16 protein-coding genes are annotated in these 18,183 nt (G+C 42.8%); 6 read left to right on the forward strand and 10 right to left on the reverse strand.

Going from position 1 to position 18,183, the window contains the following annotated elements; genetic code table 11:
- Positions 1-20 precede the first annotated feature (20 nt).
- Positions 21-1,676: a M23 family metallopeptidase gene (locus tag BQ7997_RS02730; RefSeq protein WP_083589149.1), complete on the reverse strand. Its 1,656-nt coding sequence runs from the start codon at positions 1,674-1,676 to the stop codon at positions 21-23.
- A 195-nt stretch (positions 1,677-1,871) separates the two neighbouring features.
- Here BQ7997_RS02730 and BQ7997_RS02735 point away from each other — a divergent pair, with 195 nt between their 5' ends.
- The 4 genes from BQ7997_RS02735 to BQ7997_RS02750 all read left to right on the forward strand — a co-directional run bounded on the left by BQ7997_RS02735 (position 1,872) and on the right by BQ7997_RS02750 (position 10,334).
- Entirely contained in the window at positions 1,872-4,505 is a 2,634-nt protein-coding gene (locus BQ7997_RS02735) for a zinc-dependent metalloprotease (protein WP_083589150.1), read from the forward strand.
- Positions 4,506-4,538: 33 nt separating this feature from the next.
- On the forward strand, positions 4,539-7,874 hold the full coding sequence (locus BQ7997_RS02740) for a SusC/RagA family TonB-linked outer membrane protein (RefSeq protein WP_073343298.1): 3,336 nt from the start codon (positions 4,539-4,541) through the stop codon (positions 7,872-7,874).
- 16 nt (positions 7,875-7,890) lie between these two features.
- Positions 7,891-9,225, forward strand: coding sequence for a RagB/SusD family nutrient uptake outer membrane protein (locus tag BQ7997_RS02745; RefSeq protein WP_022137238.1), 1,335 nt, complete (start codon positions 7,891-7,893; stop codon positions 9,223-9,225).
- A 425-nt stretch (positions 9,226-9,650) separates the two neighbouring features.
- Positions 9,651-10,334, forward strand: a complete 684-nt coding sequence (locus tag BQ7997_RS02750) for a WG repeat-containing protein (RefSeq protein ID WP_073343306.1) — start codon at positions 9,651-9,653, stop codon at positions 10,332-10,334.
- Positions 10,335-10,479: 145 nt separating this feature from the next.
- Here the strand turns inward: BQ7997_RS02750 and BQ7997_RS02755 are convergent, their stop codons facing one another.
- The 7 genes from BQ7997_RS02755 to BQ7997_RS02785 all read right to left on the reverse strand — a co-directional run bounded on the left by BQ7997_RS02755 (position 10,480) and on the right by BQ7997_RS02785 (position 16,060).
- A complete protein-coding gene (locus tag BQ7997_RS02755) occupies positions 10,480-11,454 on the reverse strand; it encodes an NAD(P)H-dependent flavin oxidoreductase (protein ID WP_073343309.1) in 975 nt (324 codons plus the stop codon).
- A 71-nt stretch (positions 11,455-11,525) separates the two neighbouring features.
- On the reverse strand, positions 11,526-12,254 hold the full coding sequence (locus tag BQ7997_RS02760) for a DUF4858 domain-containing protein (protein ID WP_083589151.1): 729 nt from the start codon (positions 12,252-12,254) through the stop codon (positions 11,526-11,528).
- Between the two features lie 185 nt (positions 12,255-12,439).
- Positions 12,440-12,964 (reverse strand): DUF4943 family protein, encoded by a 525-nt coding sequence (locus BQ7997_RS02765; RefSeq protein ID WP_022137232.1) that lies wholly within the window; start codon positions 12,962-12,964, stop codon positions 12,440-12,442.
- A gap of 11 nt (positions 12,965-12,975) precedes the next feature.
- On the reverse strand, positions 12,976-14,022 hold the full coding sequence (locus BQ7997_RS02770) for a porin family protein (RefSeq protein ID WP_073343312.1): 1,047 nt from the start codon (positions 14,020-14,022) through the stop codon (positions 12,976-12,978).
- Entirely contained in the window at positions 14,006-14,557 is a 552-nt protein-coding gene (locus tag BQ7997_RS02775; RefSeq protein WP_073343315.1) for an RNA polymerase sigma factor, read from the reverse strand. The genes BQ7997_RS02770 and BQ7997_RS02775 overlap by 17 nt, the downstream gene beginning before the upstream one ends.
- 269 nt (positions 14,558-14,826) lie before the next feature.
- Positions 14,827-15,675, reverse strand: a complete 849-nt coding sequence (gene nadC, locus BQ7997_RS02780) for a carboxylating nicotinate-nucleotide diphosphorylase (protein WP_073343318.1) — start codon at positions 15,673-15,675, stop codon at positions 14,827-14,829.
- A complete protein-coding gene (locus tag BQ7997_RS02785; protein WP_044654252.1) occupies positions 15,668-16,060 on the reverse strand; it encodes a DUF4783 domain-containing protein in 393 nt (130 codons plus the stop codon). The genes nadC and BQ7997_RS02785 overlap by 8 nt, the downstream gene beginning before the upstream one ends.
- Before the next feature lie 127 nt (positions 16,061-16,187).
- Between BQ7997_RS02785 and rlmH the strand changes: the two genes are divergently transcribed.
- Positions 16,188-16,661, forward strand: coding sequence for a 23S rRNA (pseudouridine(1915)-N(3))-methyltransferase RlmH (rlmH, locus tag BQ7997_RS02790; RefSeq protein WP_044654264.1), 474 nt, complete (start codon positions 16,188-16,190; stop codon positions 16,659-16,661).
- A gap of 100 nt (positions 16,662-16,761) precedes the next feature.
- Positions 16,762-17,070: a DUF6922 domain-containing protein gene (locus tag BQ7997_RS26080; protein WP_073343321.1), complete on the forward strand. Its 309-nt coding sequence runs from the start codon at positions 16,762-16,764 to the stop codon at positions 17,068-17,070.
- Here BQ7997_RS26080 and BQ7997_RS02800 read toward each other — a convergent pair whose 3' ends face one another.
- Positions 17,071-17,715, reverse strand: a complete 645-nt coding sequence (locus BQ7997_RS02800) for an HD domain-containing protein (protein ID WP_073343325.1) — start codon at positions 17,713-17,715, stop codon at positions 17,071-17,073.
- A gap of 5 nt (positions 17,716-17,720) precedes the next feature.
- A complete protein-coding gene (queF, locus tag BQ7997_RS02805) occupies positions 17,721-18,176 on the reverse strand; it encodes a preQ(1) synthase (protein WP_022138217.1) in 456 nt (151 codons plus the stop codon).
- Positions 18,177-18,183: the final 7 nt, after the last annotated feature.

Genomic DNA, 18,183 nt, shown 5'->3' on the forward strand with positions numbered 1-18,183 from the left:
ATATGATTCACTTTTAATAATTACCAGACAAAAGTCTCATGGGCTACCGTTTCATTCCCGCAATGATCGGTTACTGTAAATTCAACGGTATGTTTACCACCTTTCTTTACATGTTTCGGGTCAAGTTTACATTCCCAATAGGATTTCACAATATTAGGACGCCCGAAGAGCGCATATTTTCCGTCAATCGTTCCCCGATAAGAAGCAATACCCGCCCCCTCGTCTTTCAACCGATAGACAATCTTTCCATTCTTTCCCCACAGATTCTTATTGACAGGGATAATTTCGGGCGGTATTGTATCAATAGCGACTGTGAAAGTTCCCAATTCACGGACAGATGCTTTCATGTAGCCGTCTTCGTACTTTCCGCCTACGCTATATTTTCCACCTTTCGGAGTCACGCGGGCTATATAATATTTTGTAGTATCGGCTACCGGCTTTCTGCGCAAACCGATACGAAGCTCGCAACCTGCATGAAGCGGAATGGACTTATCATTTATCTGATAAGTAAATGCCACTGCCCCACTATCGGCTTTCACCTGATAATTAAGAGGAACATCGTCATATAACATTCCTTTCGGAATGACCAGGCTCAATCCCGGCTCTTGCAGATAATTCGTCTTATCCCAGGCAAAGAAATATTTCTCCCGATGATTCAAAGGTTCAATCGGCTGCTTCCGTCCACGCACGGTAAAGTTATATTTGGAAGTATTTCCGAAAGCATCTTTTAAGATATACAGGAACTGATAATCCCGTTCTTCATCAATCGTCACCAGACCACGATTATCATTCGATGCTTTCAACAGACGTAAGTTATTTCCGGGGTCAATGAAAGATTTCATATATTGCCCGTACGTCCATGAGTTTATCATCCGGTTTTCTTCCTGAGAAAAACGGTCTACCGTGCTGCGGAACACTTCATTTCCGTCTACCGTGAGGACAACCGAATATACTCCATAATGATTGCTGACTCCATCCATGTAATCATATGCCTTGATGCCCGTGCCTATCACTCCCCACGCTTCCACCGGACGTTCCGCGTTCGGAAGTATTGTTTTAGTCTGCTGTTTTCCATCCACCACACCTTTGCCCGGCTGCGGGAAAAATAGAATGCCATCGGCTTTCGGGGCACGCGTATCTTTTATCTTCGATTTGAAGAAAGGCATCGGGTCGATATAATCTCCCGATTCTGTTTCGAACACATCCAAATGAAGATGCGGGCCGAATGAATATCCCGTATTCCCGCTCCATGCTATCTGCTGACCGCTTTTCACCGGATATTCATCCGGCTCGGGAATTATTTCCACTTCCCAGTTTTCATTCTCGTATTGAAGTTTCTCCACCCTTTCGGCAATGGGAGAAGTAAAACCGCTCAAATGGCGGTTGATGGTAGAATAGCCATTGTGATAGCAAACATCGAGTACATATCCCGAACCATTGGTGACACGGATACGTGAAATATACCCGTCGGCAAGGGCGCGTACAGGTTTGCCTGTTACTCCGCCGGTTTTAAAATCCAGCCCGCCATGAAAGTGGTTAGAGCGGATTTCTCCGAAGTTTCCGCTCAATGTAAGAGGAAAGTCAAAAGGGGGCACAAAGGACGCTTGCTTCTTTTCTTGTCCACAAACTCCGACACAACAAGCCAGCATCAAAGCAGTGATATATTGTTTTATCATTCCATTCACTTTTTTACTCCCCGCAAATGTACACTATTCCAACTAAATTACGAAATATCCGGGCGGAATGATAGCCGGAGATACTAGTTAATAATTCTTTTTATTATTATATTCATTGCAAACCTGTACCCATTATGTTATTTATATTAGTACTTTTGCATCCGTTTTTAATTATAATTAAATATAAAGAACTCAATGAGAATGTATGTAAAAGTAATGGCAGCGGTCATTGCATGTATACTGCTGGGTAGTGAAGCGTGCCCGGCATTTGCAACTACCCCCGCTACAGAAAATCTGAGTTGGTTTAAAAAGAAAAAGAAGAAACCAGAAGAAAAAGAGGAGAAGAGTAAAAGCGACTACGAAAAATTAGTGGAAGACAGCAAAACAACGAAAGGAATGTTCGCTGTACATCAAAAGAAGAACGATTATTATTTTGAAGTTCCCACATCACTTTTAGGACGTGACTTATTAGTTGTCAATAAGCTGCAAAGAGTTCCTGCCGAACTGAATGATGCAGGTGTAAACCGTGGAGTAAATTATGAAAATCAGATGGTTTGCATGGAATGGGACAAGGCAAGCGGCAAACTGATGTTCCGCCAACAACGTCCATTGCCGTTGGCTCCCCAGAATGATGCTATCTTCCGCTCGGTAAAGGATAACTTTATCTCTCCACTGATTGCCGCATTCAAAATCGAAGCGATCAACGCGGATTCTACCGCATTGGTAATCAAGGTGAATGATATTTATGATGGTACGGAAACCAGTATCAACAACGTATTTACCAATATCAACCTCGGTACTTCGGCTATCAAGAACTTGTCACGTATCTTGTCTATCAAATCTTTCTCAAACAACGTCGTGGCAACTTCCGAACTGACTACCAGAGTGACAGAAGGAACTACAACCGTGTACGTGACGGTGGAAGTCAGTTCTTCTATCCTTCTACTGCCCGAAACACCCATGACGGGACGTTTCGACAATCAGAAAGTCGGATACTTCACCAATCCGCTATTAACTTTCAGCGATGCACAGCAAAGAACGGATAAAACGCAGTATATCACACGTTGGCGCATGGAGCCTAAACCGGAAGATCGGGAAGCTTACCTGAAAGGTCAGATTGTGGAACCTGCCAAACCTATCGTTTTCTACATTGATAATTCGACTCCTTATCAGTGGCGTTCGTACATCAAAAAAGGAATCGAGGACTGGCAAATCGCTTTTGAAAAAGCCGGTTTCAAGAATGCAATTATCGCTAAAGAAATCACTGACAGCATGCATGTAGACATGGATGACGTTAATTACTCCGTGCTAACTTATGCTGCTTCAGAAAAGAAGAATGCTATGGGGCCTTCCTTATTAGACCCTCGTTCGGGCGAAATACTGGAAGCGGATATTATGTGGTGGCACAATGTACTGTCCATGGTGCGCGAATGGATTACAGTGCAGACCGGAACCGTTTGTCCGGAAGCCCGCAGCGTGCAGTTGCCGGATGCTCTGATGGGTGATGCTATTCGTTTCGTAGCCTGCCACGAAGTGGGGCACTCTTTAGGATTGCGTCATAATATGATGGGGTCATGGGCTTTCCCGACAGATTCATTACGTTCTGAAGCCTTTACAAGCAAAATGAATTCTACTGCTTCGTCTATTATGGATTACGCGCGTTTCAATTATATCGCCCAACCGGGAGATGGTGTGAAAGTGCTTTCTCCACATATCGGCCCTTATGATATGTTCGCTATTGAATATGGTTATCGCTGGTATGGAAAGAGTACTCCCGAAGAAGAAAAAGAACTCTTATTCGATTTCTTGAGTAAACATACAGACCGTCTTTATAAATATAGCGAAGCACAGGATGTACGCGACGCCGTAGACCCGCGTGCTCAAAATGAGGATTTAGGTGACGATCCGGTTCGTTCTTCTTTACTCGGTATCGAAAACCTAAAACGTATCGTTCCGCAAATTCTCCAATGGACTACAACCGGAGAAAAGGGACAGACTTACGAAGAAGCATCCCGTCTCTATTACGCTGTTATCAACCAGTGGAATAACTATCTATATCATGTACTTGCCAACATCGGTGGTATCTACATCGAAAATACGACTGTGGGAGATGGCGTCAAGACTTACACATTCGTAGAAAAAGAGAAGCAACAAGCTTCGCTGAAATTCTTGCTGGATGAAGTATTGACTTATCCCAAATGGCTGTTCGACACAGAAGTGGGAGAATACACTTACCTGCTCCGTAACACTCCAATCGGTCAACAGGAGAACGCTCCTACTCAAATACTCAAGAATGCCCAGGCTTACATCCTTTGGGATTTGCTTGGCAACACCCGCCTGATGCGTATGATAGAGAATGAATCTGTCAACGGAAAGAAGGCCTTTACAGTAGTGGAACTGATGGACGGACTCCACAAGAACATCTTCGGTATTACCGAACGTGGTGGCATCCCCAACGTGATGGAACGCTCTTTGCAGAAGAACTTCCTGGATGCTTTACTCACCGCTGCCGCAGAACCGGAAGCCGTGAAAATCAACAAGAAAATTGCAAACGAGCATTTCTTGCTTGACCATGCCACTCCTTTCTGTAGCTGCTATGCAGCCGAACAACGTACGCTTCGTCAGGAAGACCGGATGGGTGCTCCGCGTGTGCTCAACTTCTACGGCAGCCAGCTCAACCGTATTTCAGACGCCATTTCTGTGAAACGCGGTGAGTTATTACGCATCAAGAAGTTATTGCAGAATCGTCTCGGAACTTCCGACACCGCTACACGCTACCATTATGAAGATATGATTTTACGTATTAATACCGCTTTGGGAATCAAGTAAAACAAACCTATTAATTAAACTATCTTACAATTAATGAGAATCAAATTTTTGTGCATTATTATATGCTTATTTGTGAACGCACTGGCTTTCGCCAGTGCTGCTAACCGTACTATTACCGGAGTTGTAATCTCCGGTGAAGATAATGAACCTCTGATCGGTGCTTCCGTTTATGTCCATGCGGACGATTTGAAAAAAGCCGGAGCATCACAAACTTCTTTGGGTACTATCACTGACATTGATGGTAAATTCTCTATTTCCGTTCCGGAAAAAGTAACTCGCATCCATTGTAGCTATATCGGTTTTGAAGAACAGGCTATTGTATTGCAAGGAGATAAAAAGAGTTATCGAATTGTACTTCAACCTTCAGCACATGCACTAGCAGATGTGGTAGTAACGGGTTATCAGACATTGGAACGCAGAAAATTGACTGCTGCCATCTCAAAAGTTGAATTATCGGATGCGATGGTAGGTGCTACCAAAAGTATCGACCAGGCATTGACAGGACAAATTGCGGGTGTGGCAGTAACAAATACGTCCGGTGCTCCGGGAGCTCCGGCTAAAATTCGTATTCGTGGTACTGCTTCCTTGAATGGAACACAAGATCCGTTGTGGGTATTGGACGGCATTCCTTTGGAAGGAACAGATATTCCCAAATTAGACGACACTAAATCTGATAATGATATTGTGAACATCGGACAATCGTCTATTGCGGGATTAAGTCCTAATGACATTGAAAGTATCACGATTTTAAAAGATGCGGCAGCCACCGCTATTTATGGTGCGCGTGCAGCAAATGGAGTCATTGTAGTGACCACTAAAAGAGGGCGAACAGGAAAGCCTGTTGTCAACTTCAACACCAAGCTTACTTACACCCCAAACTTGGATACTTCCCGTCTCAACCTATTGAATGCAGAAGAAAAAGTAAACTTGGAACTCCAGCTAATGAGTGAACCGACATATCTATTATTCGGCTTCATACCCACCTCTGTTTATGAAGAAAAAGGAGGTGTAGCCACTATTTTGAAAAAATATGACCTGCTAAATACATTTAGAGAGAAAGGCTGGGACGGATTGTCCCCTGAAGCACAAAATGCTATCACTCGGTTAAAAAGCATAAATACCGACTGGAATGACATATTATTCAGAGATGCTTTTACACAAGAGTATAATTTAAGTATTTCTGGTGGTAGCGAAAAAGTTACTTACTACAACTCACTTGGATATACTAAAGAAAACGGTAATGTGCCGGGAGTAAGCTTCAGCCGGTTCAATTTGACTTCCAAGACTTCATATCAAATAAACAGACTACTTAAAGTGGGAATATCGGTCTTTGCCAACAGACGTAAAAACCAAACATTTATGACCGACTCTCAAGGTCTTACCAACCCCGTATATTACTCACGCATTGCCAATCCTTACTTCGAGCCGTTCGATCAAAACAATAACTATATATACGATTATGAAGTCGTGGCCGGTTCCGTTTCCGACCTTAATCAAGGCTTCAATATTTATGAAGAACGTGCCAATACCAGTAAGGAGTCCATCAATACTGCCATAAATTCGATTTTCGATGCAGAGCTGCGTTTCAATGACCAATGGAAACTTACCTCACAAATTGGTGTACAATGGGAACAGCTTTCTCAAGAAGAATTTGCAGGAATGAGTAGTTTCAACATACGTAATCAACGTGAAAAAAACACTTATCAGGAGTCAGGGACTACGAAGTATATCATCCCGGAAGGTGGAATGCTTAAAACAACAAATTCTACTACCTCCCAGATAACATGGAAAATTCAAGGAGAATATAAAAACACATTCAAAGATATCCATGATATTCAGATAATGGCTGGATCGGAAATCCGCAAAAACTGGTATGAAAACGCATCCTCTACCGGATATGGATACGATCCGAAAACACTAACGTTCAAAAACTTGAACCTTAGAAAGCAAGATCTTAACGACTGGAAGCTTAAAAGTAAAAGTTATACGGAGAACGCATTCGCCTCTTTCTTCGCCAATGGTTCATATACTTTAAAAAGCCGCTATACACTGGGAGGCAGCGTCCGTATGGATGGTTCCGACCTATTCGGCGTAGACAAAAAATATCGTTTCCTGCCCATCTATTCAGTCAGTGGCATGTGGCGTCTTTCCAATGAACCTTTTATCAGCCAATTAAAATGGATTGACAACCTGGCATTCCGCCTGTCATATGGTTTACAAGGAAATATTGATAAAACGACTTCTCCATTCCTTGTAGGAAGCTATGGATACGTTGATATTATACCAGAGGGGGATGAAGAAAATATCACTATCGACAACGCCCCGAACAGCAAACTACGTTGGGAGAAAACAGCTTCTTATAATGCAGGAATCGATTTTTCAGTATTCAATCAAAGTATCAATCTGAGCGTAGATTATTATTACAGAAAGGGTACTGACCTTATTGGTTCCAAGATGTTGCCATTAGAAAACGGATTCACAAATATGACTGTCAACTGGGCAAGTATGGAAAACAAAGGAATTGAAGTAAACCTACAAACACGCAACATTACAACCAAAGATTTCTCATGGTACACTTCTTTCAACTTTGCCTACAATCAAAATAAGGTATTGAGAGTGATGACAAATAAAACACAAGCAACTCCGAGCCTCGAAGGATATCCTGTAGGAGCTATATTTGCTCTGAAAACAAAAGGTATCAAGCCTGAAACCGGACAAATACTTCTTGAAAATAAAGAAGGGAAAGGAGTCACAATAGAAGAACTCTTACAAATGACCTCAACAGGAGACGGATACTATGATTATGGTATATCAGCAGCCGATCAAGAAAGAGAATTGTATAGCTATATCGGTACATCCGATGCGCCTTACACGGGAGGATTCATGAACACTTTCAATTACCGGAACTGGGAATTAAATCTGAACTTCTCATACAACTTAGGAGCTCACGTTAAAACGACTCCAAGTTACCACATGGATATCGACCCTGCACGCAATTTAAACAGAGATATTTTAGACAGATGGACAGAAGAGAATAAAGATGGAAAATTTCCGGCATTAGCCACTCCCAATCGTAATCCGGCAGACTATCGGGCATTCTCTGATAAAAGATACCTTTATAATTCACTTGATATCTGGGTCAAGAAATTGAGTTATGTACGTCTGCAAAATATACGCCTTGCGTACCACATCCCATCCGAATGGTTGCACAAAGTAAATATCGGAGGGGCTACCGTCGGACTGGAAGCCCGCAACTTGTTTGTATTCGGTAGCAGCTATAAGAACTATATGGATCCCGAATCTATGGGTAATCTTTATTCTACTCCGATTCCCAAATCCGTGACATTCAATCTTAGTCTCAACTTTTAAAGAAGAAAATATGCATATGATGAGAAAAATATACATCGCCACCATATTGACAGGAAGCATCTTATTGAGTTCCTGTGACAGCTATTTGGATATCCAACCCGTAGGCAAAGTAATACCCAATACATTGTCCGAATATCGTGCATTGCTAACTACTGCTTATAACAAAGGTGCCAAAATAATCGACAAAGGCGTTATTGACTTTCGTAGTGATATGGCAATAGTCTCAACAAGTAGTACAGCACAAAATGCCTACTCTGACATTGAAAAATGGAATGATATTACACCTAGTAGCACCACTAGAGAATTTCAATGGGAATCTTTCTATTCTGTCATATACTATGCCAATGCAATCATTGACAAACAGAATCAAATAACAGAAGGAAGTCAAGAAGAAATAAACCAACTTGTAGGAGAAGCCTACCTACTAAGAGGATACACACATTTTATACTTGTAAATTTTTACGGTCAGCCCTATACCAAAGAGGGAGGCCCTGAGTCTAAATCTATTCCATTAAAATGGGATCTTGATCTGGAAGGAACCCCATCACGTAATACCGTCAAAGAAATCTATACGGCAATCCTGGCAGATATCGAGTCAGCCCGTAAACTTATCAATCAAGAATCATGGAAAGAGAAGTATTCATACCGTTTCTCCTCATTATCTGTAGATGCTATGGAATCCCGTGTCAGACTATATATGGGAGAATGGGAAAAAGCCTATGAAGCCGCGGAACTGGCATTAGCAAAAAAATCGGATTTGGAAGATTTTAATAACGTAGACTCCAAACTTCCTAATAACTATGAATCGGTAGAAACAATTACAGCATACGAAGTTATATACTACAGTGTTTTTGCTGACCAAGCTCTACTGTCCGCCTCATTCATGCAAAAATATGCAGCAAATCATGATCTACGTCCAGCCAAATATTATAGCACAGCAAATGCAGATGGAAATTATCCTTCTTTAAAAAGCAAAAAAAACTGCACCTTCCGTACAGCAGAACTGTATCTTAATGCAGCAGAAGCAGCCGCTCACCTGAATAAGATAAAAGAAGCTCGTACCCGCCTACTACAACTTATGAAGAACCGTTATACCCCCGAAGGCTATGAAGAAAAAGCAAATGCGGTGAATAAGATGGAAAAAGATGCGCTAATCACAGAGATTTTGGAAGAACGGGCGCGCGAACTAGCTTTTGAAGGACACCGTTGGTTTGACTTACGTCGCACAACTCGCCCTAGCATCCAAAAAGTCATAGATGGTCAAAACTATGTATTAGAAGAAAATGACTCACGCTACACATTACGGATTCCACAGGCGGCAATTGATGCGAATCCTGGATTATTAAACTAAAAATTCTCATCCTTTTCAATTATAATCTGATAAAACTCCCCTTGCATCCTCATTTGCAAGGGGGGTTTTTATATCCTCTCCACCAATCAGTCTGCATTTTTCTACGTACTTCCCATCCACTCTTAAAATCTTTATCCCCCAAACGCATTGTTATTTACCGGGAAAATAATATCTTTGTAGCGACTTATTACGATTAATAACGTAGAAGCGTTTAGAATATTATCTCTATTCAGAATCTGGTAAATTCATCAACGGTGAGATAATGACAACTAAGCGTTCACGTCTTTGTTATACAAGGGCGTGGACTCTGTTGTTCATTCGCCGTTGGGCTTACCAGAGCCTTGAATAGGATGAACTAACGACGTCCACGCTTCTTCTGTATATACACGGTATCAGGGACGCTTACCGCACAAACAATCAATAAGATGAGCAGCACTATTACAAAGCTCCTGACTTCTTTTTTAGCTTATGGGGTAGCTAATAAGAAAAAGCGTTTCTCGGCAATCGGCCGTTTCTCGAATGGACTGGCTCCGGCTAAAGGTAAAATCCAGTGGGGATACATCAACAAAGGATATGATATTGTCATTCCTCTAAAGTATGAACGGGCTTTTTCTTTCAAAGAAGGATTAGCGATGGTAGTACTCAATTCTCAATATGGATACATTGATTGCACGGGACAAATACGGATCCCCCTAAAATTCTCTGCGGCCCACTCATTCGAAGAAGAATGTGCACGGGTATGTAACGATGGATTATGGGGACTGATTGACAGACAAGGAAACTATATTCTTCCGCCGATTTACAATCAGATAGAACAATTTACGGAAGGACTGGCCCTCGTCTCCCTAAACAATAAGGTAGGATTCATCAACATGAAAGGCGAAGTCGTCATTCCGTTAGAATATGACAACGGATGCCCTTTCTCGGAAGGACTGGCTGCCGTCTGCATTGAAAGTCAATCGTCCAAATGGGGATATATAGACAAAGACAACAAGGAAATACTTCCTTTCAAATATGATATTGCAGAACCCTTTTATTGCAATATAGCACGAGTGGGTCTCTATGGAAAAAGCATGAAAATCAACAAACAGGGCAGTGAATGTCTGTAAACAACCACTCTACGCATCAATTCATCTCAACAAACGACATTCTGTTCTAAAACATGAGGGTGTCCCGAAAAGGATACCCTCAATTTTTTGTGTATAAAGAGAATGCTTGAAAAAGTCACCTCATTATTCGTACATTGGAGCCCGCTTAACCCTTAATTTGTAAATTATGTTCATCGGAATACCCAAATAAATATTTCTTCTCCGCCGCTTGCCGATAAGCCTCAATCAATTCGCTCATCACTTCCGCCACCGACTGCCGACGGGATATAATGGAAGAAACCTGTCCTATTTCCAGTTCACCTTCTTCCAGATCGCCTTCAAACATACCTTTTTTGGCACGTCCCTTTCCCAACAGCATTCTCAATTCTTCGGGAGAAGCGCCATTATCTTCCGCCTTTTCCACTGCATACCGGAAACCATTCTTCACCAGACGTGTCGGAGCCAGTTTCTTCAATAACAACTTAGTATCCCCCTCGCCAAGGCTCAAACAATAATCCTTAAACACCGGACTTGCCGAACTCTCTTCAGTCAAAGCAAAACGGGTTCCCATCTGCACTCCTTCAGCTCCCAAGACCATGGCAGCCAATATGCCTTCTCCCGTTCCGATACCACCGGCAGCTATCAGCGGTAAGGTTGTAGCTTCACGTACGGCAGGAATCAGACAGAAAGTTGTTGTTTCTTCACGACCGTTATGTCCGCCGGCTTCGAACCCTTCAGCCACTACCGCATCTACTCCTGCTTCTTCACACTTCACAGCGAAACGCGAGGAAGAAACCACATGAACAACTGTAATTCCACGTTCTTTCAACCATCCTGTCCATGTTTTCGGATTTCCGGCAGAAGTAAAAACAACCTTCACTCCCTCCTCTACCACGATATTCATAATTTCCTCTATTTGAGGATACATCAAAGGTATGTTCACACCAAAAGGAAGTTCCGTAGCCGCACGGCATTTACGGATATGCTCACGCAAAGTTTCAGGATGCATGGAACCTGCACCGAGCAGCCCCAATCCACCTGCATTACTCACTGCGGAAGCAAGCCGCCAACCGCTACACCATACCATTCCACCTTGAATTATAGGATGCTGAATCCCTAGAAGAGAAGTTATTCTGTTCATAATTAATAATTTATCAATGAGCTAATGATTCCATATCCCTATGAGAAAGCATTAGTACATATATAACGCCCTTACCGGGCAATCTGTTCGATTGGTTTATTTATCAGCACAGTCGTCGAGTCTCCATAAGTCCGCAGAACCTCCAAGGTACGGGCATGATTATCTCTCCCTGTCTTATTCCAAAATTCTTTCGTAAAGACGGCCATCAGATCAAGTCCGCCGATAGTTCCGCCATTGATATATACTCCGCTGCTACCAAACAAAGGAATAGGGCTGTCCATCACTACCGAATTCACAAACATCCCATTGGCACGCTCACTCAACTGGCGGAAACGTACTCCGCTCGCCTGTATCTCATCCAAAGACTTACGCATCCCCTTTGCCATCGGATTACGCGCCCAGTTGGAGTATGATCTTTGATGGCGCAGCTCGTAGAAAGGATCCCCCCGCCAGGTATTCTTATCCACCCTTATCTTTTTCTGATAGACGGGATCCCAATTGAAACGGGTATTTGCCTTATACGGCATCAGGCTCAACACCACTTTCGGTTTAGGTAATGCTTCGGGCAGCGATTCGTCAGGCAGCATCCACTTCTTCTCCTCCGACATCCTGGGACTTCCCACCGCGCCGCCGAAATCAATCGACTTTACAGCATCCATATTTAAGTGCAACTCCTGGTCACTATCCAGCAACTTCTTCAGATGCAATGAGTCTTGCGCCGTCCAGACTTGCGAATACGCAAGTAAAGTTACAAAACACAATGCCATAGTTGCCCAAAAACGTTTCATCAATCTATTCATCCTCTTTATTCTTTCATTACCTAATACCTTTCAAACGCTTCATACATACCTGCCTCAACCCGATTTTCAGCAGTCCATTGAGCGTAGCAAGCCCCTGTCAGCAGTAAAAAGACTACTGATACAAACAAACGTTCCTACATGAATGTTTTCTATTTCTTATTCCGGACGCAACTCCTTATTGAGTGTCACCACCAACGATAGCCCGATCCGCAAAGCGGCTCGTCATAGCATGGATCAATCGTCCAACGGGTCTTCGGATATTGCCGTTCTTCCCACCAGCTACGGTAACAGGCGGCTGCATCGAGCACCTCCTCGTCGGTCAGGAAATAGATTGCTTCATAATTTTCAGCATTCGCCAACACCATTTTGCAACCCATTGACGGCGGTGTGCCCTGACGGATATACTCAATCACCCAAAGCATACATTCACCCAACCGAATCTTACCGTTGTTCGTATTATAAACCGACGGGAAAGAGGGTATAATTGTCAGATCTTCTGCATATTTTAAAAGTTCGGGAATATCCTCTTCCATGAAATGAGGAACTTCCACCACTCCTTTATCATTCTTCATCTTATACGTACCCGACTTCAATTGCTTCACAAAAAGAGCAACATCCGGATTGTTATAATCCATTTCTTCGCTGCTGCATCCACTGAACGATACAATCAGGCAAAGTGCCATCCACAGCATTACAAGTGTCTTTTTCATTTTCATAAGGATTAATACGTCATGCGAAGTCCGCAAAGTAAATTAAAATTAGTCGGCCGTTTCGTGCGTACCGTAGCCAGTTTCGAATCAGTGCTGAAATGATGCGAAATACCGGGTTCGGCAAAGAGCGCAAGCCGGTCATTAATTTTATAATTGATTCCAATGCCGGCAGTCACTGCCAGTTGGACAGGTTCTTCCTTGAAACTGTTGTCCGGAGCACCGGCTATGCATTTATCCGCTATCCCGCCTACGGTAGCGTAAAGGTCAATTTTCTTCGTATCCACCAACGTCACGTTTACCCGGACAGGGATACCTAGATAATGCAAATGTTGTCCTGCCGAACGGAGATTGGAATAAAGCAGTCCTGTTTCTATCCCCAGGTAATCATTCAATTTTCGTTCTACTGTCACCCCTGCGGAAACCGGCATTTTATAAGTACCGTCCTCTGCCGGAAGTGCAGTACCTAACTGCGCTTTTATCGCCCAGCGATGTCTCTTCACAACTTTTTCGGGAGTAACAGCCGGACTTGCGGTTTCTTCCTGCATAGTAGATGATTCCGTATTTCCATTTGCAGCCTGCCAATAACCATTATAACCTTGATTACCGTAACGATTGCCACTTCCCGTAGTAGTCGACGAAAAAGAGAACGACATGGAGAAGGTAATAGAAAGCGAATCCTCCTCTTCCACACATTGCGACAACATACCGAAAGACTTAGGAGCCGGTTTCGGCAAAACAGGTTCCACCGGCAATGGCAGTTGATTGACACGTATTCCGTCTCCATCCATCTGTCCCCCATTCGTCACGGCTATCTTCGTAAATGCTTCTTCCATCTCTTCCTTGGGAGAGAAATACAGGAAAGTAGCCGACGAAGCCGCCAAAACGAGCAATACAGATGCCGCAGCCGCCACACGGAAGAGCAGAATCCGACGGCGATGTTGGCAAGCCACAGGAATATCCTGCGATAGCTCTTCCCAAAAGCCATCCCGGACACTCATCCCTGCATCAGCAAGACGCGTGCGAAACAGATCGGTTATTTCATCATTTTCTTTCTTCATTGTTCCTATACTCTTTAATTCTTTTTGCTAACAAATATTTGGCGCGATGCAACTGCGAAGTAGACGAATGTTCCTTAATGTGAAGCATCCTGGCTATCTCCTTGTGCGACTTTTCTTCAAACACATAAAGGTTGAAAACGGTTCGGCAACCATCCGGCAATTCGGCAATGAATGCCATCAACTGCTCTTCGGAGATTCCAGCCCCTCCTCCCGAGTCCGATATATCGGGGATATCGGGAAGTTGCTCTTCATGCACTACCAACTGGCTGACTCGTTTCTCCCGTCTCAAATAATCGAGTGATTGAGTGACCATCACCCGGGTTATCCATGTGCAGAGCGAAGATTCGCCCCTGAAGGAGAAGTTGGTAAAAATCTTGATGAAACCGTCATGCAGTACATCGTGCGCCGCATCCATATCGCCCGTATAGCGGAAACAAACCGCCAGCATCTGTTTGGAATAGAGAGTGTAAAGTTCCTTTCGGGCTGAATCCTTTCCTGCCCGACAGCCCTTTACCAGTTCTATCTCGTTTTCCAAGTCAATTACCTTTTTTAAAATCGAACGTATGTCTGCGTCGTTTTATCCATTAGACGCAAGAGTTTGAGGAATGCTGCAACAGAAAATGTTAAAGAATACAAATACAAAAGTTTTTTCTGAAGCATATGCAAAAACAGGGAAGATGGGAAACAGTCTTCAGATACAAATAACGCGGATAACGCGGATTCTTTTTATCAAAGTCTTACTATCCGTGTCATCCGCGTTACGCGCGTCTTAAGAAATCTTCATGACAATCTTCTCTTTTTCATTTAGCAGGCCTTGAAGCTCATGTCCAGTCCTTTCACTGAATGAGTCAGAGCACCTACGGAGATGAAATCTACGCCACATTCGGCATAGTCACGAAGAGTGTCAAAAGTGATACCGCCTGAAGATTCGGTTTCGTATTTGCCGGCTACCATCTCTACTGCCTTTTTCGTCATTTCGGGAGTGAAGTTATCAAACATGATACGGTCTACCCCACCGAGATCAAGAACTTGTTGCAGTTCGTCGAAGCTGCGGACTTCTATTTCTATTTTCAGGTCTTTCCCTTTTTCTTTGCAATATTCTTTAGCACGGGTGATAGCCTTGTCAATTCCTCCGGCAAAGTCCACATGATTATCTTTCAAAAGAATCATGTCGAACAGACCGATGCGATGATTCACACCGCCACCGATTTTCACAGCCATCTTTTCGAGAATACGCATCCCCGGAGTCGTCTTGCGGGTATCCAGTACGCGGGTATTTGTGCCTTCCAGTTTCTTTGCATATTTGCGGGTCATTGTGGCGATACCGCTCATACGTTGCATCACGTTCAGCATCAGGCGTTCGGTCTGAAGCAGTGACTGCACTTTTCCTTCCACTACCATCGCTACATCGCCCGGTTTCACTTCCGTTCCGTCATTAATAAAGACTTCGACTTTCATAGTCGGGTCGAAACGGTTGAAGATTTCCTTAGCCACTTCGATGCCTGCCAGTACGCCGGCTTCTTTGATAAGCAATTTTGATTTTCCCATTGCCGCAGCGGGGATACATGAAAGGGTGGTATGGTCACCATCACCTATATCTTCTGCAAAAGCAAGGTCGATCAGTTTGTCGATCAGTTCTTTTTCCTTATTCATTGATTTTGTCAATTCTTATTTGGTGTATTAAACATTTATCCTGTACTTTCTTGAGGAAACAATTCACGCGGAAGTTCCCCTTAGTAGTAGCCAACGTTCCGATAACGAAACTTGATTCGTCCCGTTTTCCCTGATGGTTCACGTTAAATCCGCTGACTTTATTCTCCGTAAAGAATTCCTGCATCGTAGCCATTGCTTTCTGCTTGTCAACGTTTGTCGAGCGACCTTGGAGCACCAGGTTTACCTTGTCCCCCATATACTTACTCAGCTCTTGCGAGCTTCCTCTTTTAAATGCCGTAATCACTCCTGCCGGTATCTCTTGCGCCATTAGCAACGAGAGGGAAAGAAGCAAAGCGGTCATTCCTACGAGCACTCGTTTTTTCATAATTACAAGCTTTTAAGTTGAAGTTTAAAGACTCAAACTTTCAACTAATGATAGGCAAAGGTAAGCATTAATTGCAGAATAACATAAAAAATGCCTATTTTTGTGCATTAATCAGAATTATAAAGGCATGAAGACAACTCTGCTCGTCGTAGGACGAACCGTAGAACAACACTATATTACAGCTATCAACGACTATGTACAGCGTACAAAACGCTATATCACTTTTGATATGGAAGTGATTCCCGAACTGAAAAACACGAAGAGTCTTTCGATGGAAGTACAGAAAGAAAAGGAAGGTGAGTTAATTTTGAAAGCGCTCCAACCGGGAGATGTGGTGGTGCTGCTCGACGAACACGGAAAAGAGATGCGTTCCCTTGAATTTGCCGACTACATGAAACGGAAAATGAATACGGTCAACAAACGGCTGGTTTTCATTATCGGTGGCCCTTACGGCTTCTCCGAGAAAGTCTATCAGGCAGCCCATGAGAAGATTTCAATGTCGAAAATGACTTTCTCGCATCAAATGATACGACTGATATTCGTGGAACAGATTTATCGGGCGATGACGATATTGAACGGGGGGCCGTATCATCACGAGTAAAAACATGCCGGTGACGGTGTTAAAAGGAGTTACCCGCTTGGTTAATCTGAAATAAAATAGTTCCTTTGTAAAAAAGATAAAGTCTCATTAACTATAGACCATGGAACAGAAAGAATACATATCAAAATTGTCTCCCCATTTGTTTTGGGATATAGATATATCGAAGGCTGATATGGATACCTGTCCGGCACAAATTATCCAACGCGTCTTGGAATATGGCACTCTGGCAGATTGGTTGCTAATACGGTCTTATTATGGATTAGATAAAATCGTATCAGTCTGCAAATCTTTGCGTTCATTGGATCGAAAAGCTTTAGCATATATCTGTTGTATCTCAAATACCTCCAAAGAAAAATATAGATGTTATCACGAAAGTTTACGGAATCCTACTATTTGGAACACAGAATAATCATAATAAAAGCCTAGTCTTTTCTTCTAAATACAACCTATCAAACACTTTAATCAATTTATCTTCACTAGTAATCAATTTCCGTAATTCCGCCAACCGTCCGGCATTATCCGACTGAGGTATCCATAACTTCAAATATCCCCCTTCCGCATACTTATCATTAAGATGTTTACGAAAGCGAGCATATTGCTGTTCTTTATCCATTTCCGGATAATGGGACAATCCATACTGAACGGTACGGCGTAACGTTACCTCGGGATCTATTATACGGTCGGCTTCGGCAACTATTTTTCCATAGATACTTCTCGGAATCTGTTTGTTGGATGCACGATGGTCTTCTATCGCTTCTTTCATCTGCAACAGTTGTTCATCCGTAAACCAATGTCGCAAAGTTTCATCCGCCATTAATTTCTTGCCGGATACTATATGATGAAACTCACGTCCCTCACACAGTCCCAAGTCATGATAAGTTGCAATCGTATAGACCATCGGCAGATTGACATCATAATAAGAAGCCAGTTTCAGACTTTCTTCAATTACTTTTTCAACATGGTCTATTTGATGTGCCTTGTCGAAGTTGACATATTGCGGAATTATATTCTGCTGAATATACTCACGGAGTTCTATTGGCAAACTAGTATTCATATGTACTACTCCCGATTCATCAAACGATGTTCTGCCATTTGCTCAAACTTTGTTCCCGAACGGCCGTAATTGGCATACGGATAGATAGAGATACCTCCACGGGGAGTAAAGATTCCTGTTACTTCGATATATTTGGGATTCATCAGCCGGATAAGGTCTTTCATGATGATATTGACGCAGTCTTCGTGGAAAGCACCATGATTACGGAAACTGAAAAGATAGAGTTTCAAACTCTTGCTTTCTACCATTTTTATATCAGGAATGTAGCTTATACGTATCTCGGCAAAGTCCGGTTGCCCAGTGATAGGACACAGACTCGTAAATTCAGGGCAGTTGAAACGTACCCAATAGTCATTTTCAGGATGCTTATTATCAAAGGCTTCTAATACTTCAGGAGCATAATCTTGCTTATACTCGGTTTTTCTTCCTAATAAGGAAAGTTGGTCTTTTAATTCTGTCATTTGTACT

Source organism: Bacteroides congonensis, from assembly GCF_900130125.1.
In the GTDB taxonomy this organism is placed as follows: Bacteria; Bacteroidota; Bacteroidia; order Bacteroidales; family Bacteroidaceae; genus Bacteroides; species Bacteroides congonensis.